Annotated in this window: 10 protein-coding genes; 7 read left to right on the plus strand and 3 right to left on the minus strand. The window is 73.1% G+C overall.

Going from position 1 to position 8,225, the window contains the following annotated elements; translation table 11 throughout:
* The 5 genes from ACXJKL_RS08780 to era all read left to right on the plus strand — a co-directional run.
* Positions 1-285, plus strand: a 285-nt coding sequence (locus tag ACXJKL_RS08780) for a cytidine deaminase (protein WP_457206681.1), incomplete at its 5' end; no start/stop codon positions are given.
* 115 nt (positions 286-400) lie between these two features.
* A complete protein-coding gene (locus ACXJKL_RS08785; RefSeq protein ID WP_457206682.1) occupies positions 401-1,726 on the plus strand; it encodes an FAD-binding oxidoreductase in 1,326 nt (441 codons plus the stop codon).
* Positions 1,723-3,000: a class I SAM-dependent methyltransferase gene (locus ACXJKL_RS08790; RefSeq protein WP_457206683.1), complete on the plus strand. Its 1,278-nt coding sequence runs from the start codon at positions 1,723-1,725 to the stop codon at positions 2,998-3,000. Before ACXJKL_RS08785 ends, ACXJKL_RS08790 begins: the two co-directional genes overlap by 4 nt.
* A 77-nt stretch (positions 3,001-3,077) precedes the next feature.
* The gene (locus ACXJKL_RS08795) at positions 3,078-3,854 is read left to right on the plus strand and encodes a siderophore-interacting protein (RefSeq protein ID WP_457206684.1); all 777 of its coding nucleotides are present in this window, start codon (positions 3,078-3,080) and stop codon (positions 3,852-3,854) included.
* Positions 3,851-4,840 (plus strand): GTPase Era, encoded by a 990-nt coding sequence (gene era, locus ACXJKL_RS08800; RefSeq protein ID WP_457206685.1) that lies wholly within the window; start codon positions 3,851-3,853, stop codon positions 4,838-4,840. Before ACXJKL_RS08795 ends, era begins: the two co-directional genes overlap by 4 nt.
* A gap of 12 nt (positions 4,841-4,852) precedes the next feature.
* Here era and ACXJKL_RS08805 read toward each other — a convergent pair whose 3' ends face one another.
* The gene (locus ACXJKL_RS08805; protein ID WP_457206686.1) at positions 4,853-5,350 is read right to left on the minus strand and encodes a GNAT family N-acetyltransferase; all 498 of its coding nucleotides are present in this window, start codon (positions 5,348-5,350) and stop codon (positions 4,853-4,855) included.
* A 120-nt stretch (positions 5,351-5,470) separates the two neighbouring features.
* Between ACXJKL_RS08805 and ACXJKL_RS08810 the strand changes: the two genes are divergently transcribed.
* On the plus strand, positions 5,471-6,343 hold the full coding sequence (locus ACXJKL_RS08810; RefSeq protein ID WP_457206687.1) for a phosphotransferase family protein: 873 nt from the start codon (positions 5,471-5,473) through the stop codon (positions 6,341-6,343).
* Between the two features lie 44 nt (positions 6,344-6,387).
* Here the strand turns inward: ACXJKL_RS08810 and ACXJKL_RS08815 are convergent, their stop codons facing one another.
* Positions 6,388-7,224 (minus strand): septum formation family protein, encoded by an 837-nt coding sequence (locus tag ACXJKL_RS08815; RefSeq protein ID WP_457206688.1) that lies wholly within the window; start codon positions 7,222-7,224, stop codon positions 6,388-6,390.
* Between the two features lie 14 nt (positions 7,225-7,238).
* On the minus strand, positions 7,239-7,724 hold the full coding sequence (locus ACXJKL_RS08820) for a flavodoxin family protein (RefSeq protein ID WP_457206689.1): 486 nt from the start codon (positions 7,722-7,724) through the stop codon (positions 7,239-7,241).
* A gap of 43 nt (positions 7,725-7,767) precedes the next feature.
* Between ACXJKL_RS08820 and ACXJKL_RS08825 the strand changes: the two genes are divergently transcribed.
* A partial coding sequence (locus tag ACXJKL_RS08825; protein WP_457206690.1) for an SRPBCC domain-containing protein occupies positions 7,768-8,225 on the plus strand: 458 nt, incomplete at its 3' end.

Here is an 8,225-nt window from a genome sequence, read left to right on the forward strand (position 1 = left end):
ACCCGGGCTCGCACCGGAGCCGCCGAGGGCGCGGCGGTGCGCGACCGCGACGGCCGCACCTACGCGGCGGCGAGCGTGGCCCTGCCGTCGCTGTCCCTGACCGCCCTCGAGGTGTGCGTGGCCATGGCCGTCGCGTCGGGGTCGCGGGGCCTGGAGGCGGCGGTGGTGCTCACCTCGGGTGACGCGGTGCCCGAGCTGGGCGCCGTACGCGACTTCGCCGGGACCGGCGTCCCGGTCCACGTGGGCGACCCACGCGGCACGCTGGGTCGCACGCTGCACACCTGATCGGGCTCGATCGGGCTTACCTGATCTTCACCTGGGAGCCCTGTCCGACGTCGGCGCCGATCGCTACCGTGTGAGCGTGCGTACGGCGATCGGTCGGGACCGACACCATGCCGGCGTGGCGGGGCTGACGGGGTCCTACGCCGCGCTGCCCCGGGGTGCGCCGGTCCGGCTGGCCAAGCAGACCTCCAACCTCTTCCGCGCCCGACACACCCGCGCGGCGGGCCTCGACGTCTCGGGACTCGTCGACGTGATCGAGGTCGACGGCGACGTCGCCGAGGTCCAGGGCATGTGCACCTACGAGCACCTGGTCGAGGTCACGCTGCAGCACGGCCGGATCCCCTACGTCGTCCCGCAGCTGCGCACCATCACCCTCGGCGGGGCGGTGACCGGGCTCGGGATCGAGTCGACCAGCTTCCGCCACGGGCTTCCCCACGAGTCGGTCCTGGAGATGGACGTCCTCACCGGTGCGGGGGACATCGTCACGACCAAGCCGGGCGACGACCTCTTCGACGCCTTCCCCAACTCCTACGGGTCCCTGGGCTACGCCACCCGGCTGCGGATCGAGCTCGAGCGCGTCCCGGCGTACGTCGCCCTGCGGCACGTGCGCTTCACCGACACCGCCGAGCTCGCCGCGGCCGTGGCGCGGATCGTGGCGGAGCGCGCGTGGGACGGCGAGCAGGTCGACGGTCTCGACGGGGTGGCGTTCGCCCCCGGGGAGCTCTACCTCACCCTGGCCCGCTGGACCGACGAGCCGGGGCCGACCAGCGACTACACGGGCCAGCAGGTCTTCTACCGCTCGCTGCAGCAGCGGTCCGTCGACCGGCTGACCATCCACGACTACCTGTGGCGCTGGGACACCGACTGGTTCTGGTGCTCGCGGGCCTTCGGCGCACAGCACCCGGTCGTGCGCCGCCTCTGGCCGCGGCGCCTGCGCCGCTCCGACGTCTACTGGCGGCTCGTCGCCCTGGACCGCCGGTTCGGTGTCGGGGACCGGCTCGACCGCAGGGCGGGCCGGCCGCAGGGGGAGCGGGTGGTGCAGGACGTCGAGGTCCCCCTCGACCGGCTGGCCGAGTTCCTCGCCTGGTTCGACGCCGAGATCGGCATGCGCCCGGTGTGGCTGTGCCCGTTGCGGCTGCGGCGCACCGACGCCGAAAGACCTTGGCCGACCTACCCGCTGACCGCCGGGACGACGTACGTCAACGTCGGCTTCTGGGGCAGCGTCGCGGTGGGTCCGGACGCCCCCCACGCCCCCCGCAACCGCGCGATCGAGGCGAAGGTTGCCGAGCTCGGCGGGCACAAGAGCCTCTACTCCGAGGCGTTCTACGACCGCGACGACTTCGACCGGCTCTACGACGGGGCCAACCTCGACCGGGTCAGGTCGGTGCACGACCCGGACGGCCGGATGACCGATCTCTTCGACAAGGTGGTGGGTGGACGATGACGAGCACACGACGGATGCCCATCGGGGCTGCGGTGGGCAGGCTCATGCGCGACGGGATGCCGGTCCGCTTCACGGCGTACGACGGCAGCAGCGCCGGCCCGCCGGACGCGGCGATCGGGCTGCACCTGAGGAGCGAGCGGGGGCTGGCCCACCTGATGACCGCACCGGGCGACCTCGGGCTGGCCCGGGCCTACGTGAGCGGGGACCTCGACCTGACCGGGGTGCACCCCGGCGACCCCTACGACCTGCTCGTGCTGCTCAAGGACCACACCCGGTTCCGCGTGCCGCCCCCGTCCGAGGCCTTCGCGATCGCGCGCGGACTCGGGCTCTCGCACCTGCGTCCGCCGCCCCCACCGCCGCAGGAGCACCTGCCGCGGTGGCGCCGCGCGGTGGAGGGGCTGCGCCACTCGATGACGCGCGACGCGGGGGTGATCGCGCGCCACTACGACGTCTCCAACCGCTTCTACGAGCGGGTGCTGGGCCCGTCGATGGCCTACACGTGTGCGCTCTACCCCACGCCGGACGCGACGCTCGAGGAGGCACAGGCCGCCAAGTTCGACCTGGTCTGCCGCAAGCTGGCGCTGCAGCCGGGCCAGCGGCTGCTCGACGTCGGGTGCGGCTGGGGCGGGATGGTGCGCCACGCCGCGCGCGAGTACGGCGTCCGCGCGCTGGGCGTCACGCTGTCCCTCGAGCAGGCGCAGTGGGCCAAGGAGGCGATCGACCGCGAGGGGCTCGGCGACCTGGCCGAGGTGCGTCACCTCGACTACCGCGACGTCCTGGAGACCGGCTTCGACGCGGTGAGCTCGATCGGCCTGACGGAGCACATCGGCGTGCGCAACTACCCGACGTACTTCGCCCACCTCCGCGACCGGCTCCGGCCCGGCGGTCGACTGCTCAACCACTGCATCACCCGCAACCACAACAAGCGCCAGGAGACGGGGGCGTTCATCGACCGCTACGTCTTCCCCGACGGGGAGCTGACCGGGTCGGGCACGATCGTCGCCGCCGCGCAGGACGCCGGTCTCGAGGTGCAGCACACCGAGAATCTGCGTCTGCACTACGCCCGCACGCTGGCCGACTGGAACCGCAACCTCGCCGAGCACTGGGACGAGTGCGTCGCCGAGGTCGGGGAGGGGACGGCGCGGGTGTGGGGGATCTACATGGCCGGGTCCCGGGTGGGCTTCGAGCGCGACGAGGTCGAGCTGCACCACGTGCTCGCCACCCGCAACCACGACGACGGCGGGTCGTCGTTCCCGATGCGCCCCGACTGGTGACCGGGCGGTTCCGGCGCGCTGGAACGTGCCGACCGGGCACTTCCGGTGCGCAGGGGGAGCGCGGATAGCCTGTCGGGATGAGCACCCGAGCAGCTGTGTACGCCGCGGACGTCCTGCGACGCGAGCAGCTCTCGTCGCACTTCGTGCGGCTGGTGCTCGGTGGTCCCGGCCTGGCCGGGTTCACCTCGACCGGCGTGCCCGACGAGTGGGTGGCGCTGACCGTCCCGGGCCAGTTCCAGACCCGCTACTACACCGTGCGGTCGTGGACCGGGGGCGAGCTGGTCCTCGACGTGGTCGTGCACGAGACAGGCCTCGTCACCGAGTGGGCCACGACCGAGTGCGTCGGCGACACCGTCACCGTGAGCGCCCCCAAGGGCTCCTTCGACATGCCCGCGAACGCCGCGTGGCTGCTGCTGGTGGGCGACCTCACCGCGCTGCCGGCGATCGCGCGGATCATGGAGAGCACGTCGGTGCCCGTGACCGCGTGGGTGGAGACCCCCGATGAGCCGATCCGCGGCTACGTCGCCGGCGACGTCACCTGGACGACGCCCCCGGACGGCGTCGAGACCGCCACCGCCGACGTGGTCACCGCCATCGACTGGCCCGAGGGTGACGGCTACTTCTGGATGGCGGGGGAGTCCGCCCAGATGCGGGCGATCCGCAAGCACCTGATGCGCGAGCGCGCGCTGCCGTCGGCGGCGTACGACGTGATGGGCTACTGGCGCGGCGGCGGCCAGAAGCGGCAGCCACGCGCCGTCGATCCGGGACCCATCTGGCGCGCCGGCAAGGCGGCAGGGAAGAGTGACGACCAGATCTGGGCCGACTACGACGCAGCGCGAGAGAGCACCGCATGAGCAACGAGCACGACAAGGACTTCGACGTCCGCGGCATCGAGCCGGCCGGACCGGTCTACGGCACCCGCCCGGAGGGGTTCCGCAGCGGCTTCGCGAGCTTCGTGGGCCGACCCAACGCCGGTAAGTCGACGCTCACCAACGCGCTCGTCGGCAGCAAGGTCGTCATCACCTCCTCCAAGCCGCAGACGACGCGCACGGTCGTGCGCGGCATCGTGCACCGGCCGGACGGTCAGCTGATCCTGGTCGACACCCCCGGCCTGCACCGCCCGCGCACCCTGCTGGGCGAGCGGCTCAACGACCTCGTGAAGACCACGTGGGCCGAGGTCGACGTGGTCGCGGTCTGCTTCCCGGCCAACGAGAAGATCGGTCCCGGTGACCGGTTCATCGTCAAGGAGCTCGGCAAGGTGCGCCGCACCATCAAGATCGCGGTGGCCACCAAGACCGACCTCGTCACGCCCGAGCAGCTCGGGCAGCACCTGCTCGACATCGCCGCGCTCGGCACCGAGACCGACACCGCGTGGGCCGAGATCGTGCCGGTATCCGCCGTCGCTGGCGACCAGGTGGGCCTGCTGTCCGACCTGCTGCTCGCCCTGCTCCCGGAGGGCCCGCCGCTCTACCCGGACGGTGACCTCACCGACGCACCCGAGCAGGTTCTGGTCGCGGAGCTGATCCGCGAGGCCGCCCTCGAGGGCGTCCGCGACGAGCTGCCGCACTCGATCGCGGTCGTGGTCGAGGAGATGAACCTGCGCGAGGGACGCGACGCCGACAAGCCGCTCCTGGACATCTACGCCAACCTGTACGTCGAGCGCGACTCGCAGAAGGGGATCATGATCGGGCACAAGGGCGCCCGCCTGCGCGAGGTCGGCACCGCCGCCCGCGAGCAGATCGTGGCCCTGCTGGGCACCCCGGTCTACCTCGACCTGCACGTCAAGATCGCCAAGGACTGGCAGCGCGACCCACGCCAGCTGCGCAAGCTCGGCTTCTGAGCGGCTCGTCGGCTAGGGACGACGCGCGCTGACGCGCTTGCGCAGCAGCTCGATGCGCAGCCGGGAGCCCTCGCGCAGTGGCGTCCACTCGCCGGTGGCGAGGAAGCCGCACTCCTCGTAGAGCCGCCGGGCGGTGTCGTTGCCCTCGGTGACGTGGAGCTCCACCACGGCGAGGCCGCGCTCACGAGCGTGGTCCACCAAGCGGTCGAGCAGGGTGCTGGCGAGACCACGACCGCGTGCCTCGGGGGCCGTCCACATGCCCCACACCATCATCGTGTCGGGCGTCTCCGGCGGCAGCCAGCCCGCACCCATGGCGACGAGCCGCTCGTCGTCGCGCACCGCCAGGATCGGGTCGCCCTGTGTGAGCCGATCGCGCCAGACGTCCTCGGGCTGGTCCTCGACCTCGGCGAGCGTGATCCCGAACGCGGTCGGTGCGTCCGCCAGCGCGCGCATCCGGATCTCCCGGAAGTCGCGCCAGTCGTCGGGCCCGAGGTGCTCGATGGTCGTCATGGACCGAGCCTTGCAAAAGCGCGGCGGCCGGGCCAATCGAATTGCGGTCCGACCTCGMCGGGGCCGAGGTCCCGGCCGGTCGGCCGGGACGTCGGCCCGCGGTGTGGTGCAATTCCGCGCGTGCGGACTCTCGGCGGTGTGGACGTGGCTGCGGCCCTGGAGTGGGCCGCGGGAGTGGCCGGACCGGTCACGGGGGTGCGGGAGCTGGCCGGCGGGTGGACCTCCACCATGCTGGCGCTGTCGGTCGAGGGTGGCGACGAGGTGGTGCTCCGCCTGATGACCCGTGAGCCCTGGCGCACGCACGGCGCCGGCCTCACCGCGCGTGAGAGCGCCGTCCAGGAGATGCTCGCGGCCACGCCGGTGCCGGCACCGCGCACCCTGGCGCTCGACGCCGACGGGCGGCACTGCGGCGTCCCGGCGCACCTCATGACGTTGCTGCCGGGACGCATCCAGCCCGATCAGTCGGGCGAATCAGCGACCGGCCGGCTGGCCGACGTGCTGGCCACCGTTCACGACGTCGTACCCACCATCGAGGTGCGTGCCTACCAGTCCTGGGCCTGGGAGGCGAAGCACGTGGTGCCGCCCTGGGCGAGGGACCCTGGGCTGTGGCTCGACGCGTTCGCCCTCCTCCGCTCGGATCCGCCGGCCTTCCTGCCGTGCTTCATCCACCGCGACTTCCAGCCGCGCAACGTCCTGTGGTCCCAGGGCCGGGTCTCCGGCGTCGTGGACTGGGTGGAGACCTCCGTCGGGCCGGCCTGGCTGGACGTCGCGCACTGCGCCACCAACATCGCGATCGTGCACGGCGACACGGCGGCCGACGCGTTCGCCGTCGACTACACCGAGCGCACGGGCCGGGTCGCGCAGCCCTACTTCGACGTCATGGACGTGGTCGGCTTCCTGCCGCCGCCCGGCAAGAAGGGCTTCTTCGACGACGCCGGGTCGGAGAACCGGCGCCTCGAGGACCGGCTCCGCACCGTCCTGCCGCGGTCGTAGCCGACGTGAGCGCGGGCCGGGCGGCCACCCACTGTGCGCGACGATCAGTCCGGGACCCAGCAGGTGCCGTACCGCTGGCCGGACTCCCACTGCGCCTCCGTCGGCCGCTCCTCCGACCAGGTGAAGTCGAGGGGGTCGTCGGCCCGGGCCCGTGCTGCCGAGCGGCACGCCGACTCCATCCGGGAGGCCGACTGCGCGGCCGTGGGGTACGCCGACCCCGGCAGGTCGACGGTCGAGATCGCCCGCCACGCGTGGTCGCCGACCCCGCAGGGGACCCGCGCGAAGGTCGTGGATCCCGGCTCCGCGGTGCTGCACGCCGCGAACCGGTCCGACGAGCCGACCAGCCCGCGAGAGCGGCGCGGAAGGGGCAGCAGCTCGCCCGCGGACGCCAGGGCCACGACGTCGCAGCGGAACCAGTCCGCACCGGCCGCCGCGTCCTCCACGGAGGGGGTGAACCACACGGCCTGCACCATGCTCAGGCGACGGTCCTCGACCGACCCGCCGACGTGTGCCCCGAGCGACGAGGTGCACGTGCGCGCGACGTCGGCCTGGACGTCGGGTGAGTCGACGGCGCGGAGGTGGCCGTCCTTCACCAGGTCGAGCCGGGCGACCCGGTAGGTCTGCGACGTGTGGCGCTGTCCGCAGGGCACGTCCGTGCCGCTGACCACGGGGGCGATCGCCTCCTCGTACGTCAGGAGGTGGCAGCCGTCCCGGGTGGGCCGCTCGGGGGACACGACCGCGGTCGGCGAGGGCGACGATGCCACCGACGAGCTGGGCGGTGCGGAGGAGGTGGTGGGCTCCGGGGAGCCGGCGTCGTCCGTGCAGCCCCCGAGCGCCAGGGCGGCGAGGAGGACGGCGACGCCGATCCCGGGGTGCGCCATGGTGTCCCGTCCGTTCACTCGCTCAGCAGCGCGGAGATCGTACCGCCGAGGTCGTACGCCGCCGCGCGCTCCGCGTCGCCCACCTCGCCGAGCACCTCGAGCACCGGCGCGGACCGCTGCCAGGGCAGCGCCCCGACGATGGACTCGACGGAGCGCACGGCCCCGGTGGTGTCGTAGCGACCGTGCACCCACAACCCGAACGGCCGTCGTCCGCCGGACCCCCCGGACGCCGACCCGTCGTCGGTCAGGGCGCCGCCGGCCTCGAGGAAGATCGTGTCGAAGAAGTGCTTGAGCGCCCCCGACATGTAGCCGAAGTTGGCCGTCGTGCCGAGCAGGTAGCCGTCGGCCGACAGCACGTCCTCGGCGGTCGCGGTCAAGGCCTCCCGCTCGACCACCTCGACACCGGTGATCTCCTCGTCCCGGGCGCCGGCCAGCACCGCGTCGGCCAGGCCGCGCACCAGCGGCGTGGGGGAGTGGTGGACGACGAGCAGGCGGGCCATGGCCCGAGGCTAACGCGCGGGTGACGCGCCTAGGATCGGGGCCGTGGAGCGCATCGACGAGGCGCAGCGGGTCGTTCCGGCGCCGCCCGGGACCGTCTTCGCAGCGCTCGTCGACGCCGACGCCCGGGCCGCCTGGTTGCCGCCGAGCGGCATGTCGGCCACGGTCGAGTGGTTCGACCCCCGGCCCGGCGGCGGCTACCGGATGGTCCTCACGTACGACGACCCGGCCGAGCGGGGCAAGTCGGGCGACAACCGCGACGTCGTCGAGGTCCGCTTCGTCGAGGTGGTCGGCCCGCGGCGGGTCGTCGAGGCGGCCGAGTTCGTGTCCGACGACCCGGACCTGGCCGGCACGATGTCGATGACCTGGACCGTCGCTCCGCACCCCGACGGGTCCMTGGTGACGATCTCGGCGCGCGACGTACCGCCCGGGATCGACCGGCGGGACCACCTGACCGCGTTCGCGTCGACCCTGGACAACCTCGCCGAGCACCTGCGGACGTC

This window comes from Nocardioides sp. P5_C9_2, assembly GCF_054049555.1.

Coding starts and splice junctions, on each gene's coding strand:
- ACXJKL_RS08790 (WP_457206683.1), top strand. CDS start 1,723: ATGACGAGCACACGACGGATGCCCATCGGGGCTGCGGTGGGCAGGCTC.
- ACXJKL_RS08795 (WP_457206684.1), top strand. CDS start 3,078: ATGAGCACCCGAGCAGCTGTGTACGCCGCGGACGTCCTGCGACGCGAG.
- era (WP_457206685.1), top strand. CDS start 3,851: ATGAGCAACGAGCACGACAAGGACTTCGACGTCCGCGGCATCGAGCCG.
- ACXJKL_RS08805 (WP_457206686.1), bottom strand. CDS start 5,350: ATGACGACCATCGAGCACCTCGGGCCCGACGACTGGCGCGACTTCCGG.
- ACXJKL_RS08815 (WP_457206688.1), bottom strand. CDS start 7,224: ATGGCGCACCCCGGGATCGGCGTCGCCGTCCTCCTCGCCGCCCTGGCG.
- ACXJKL_RS08820 (WP_457206689.1), bottom strand. CDS start 7,724: ATGGCCCGCCTGCTCGTCGTCCACCACTCCCCCACGCCGCTGGTGCGC.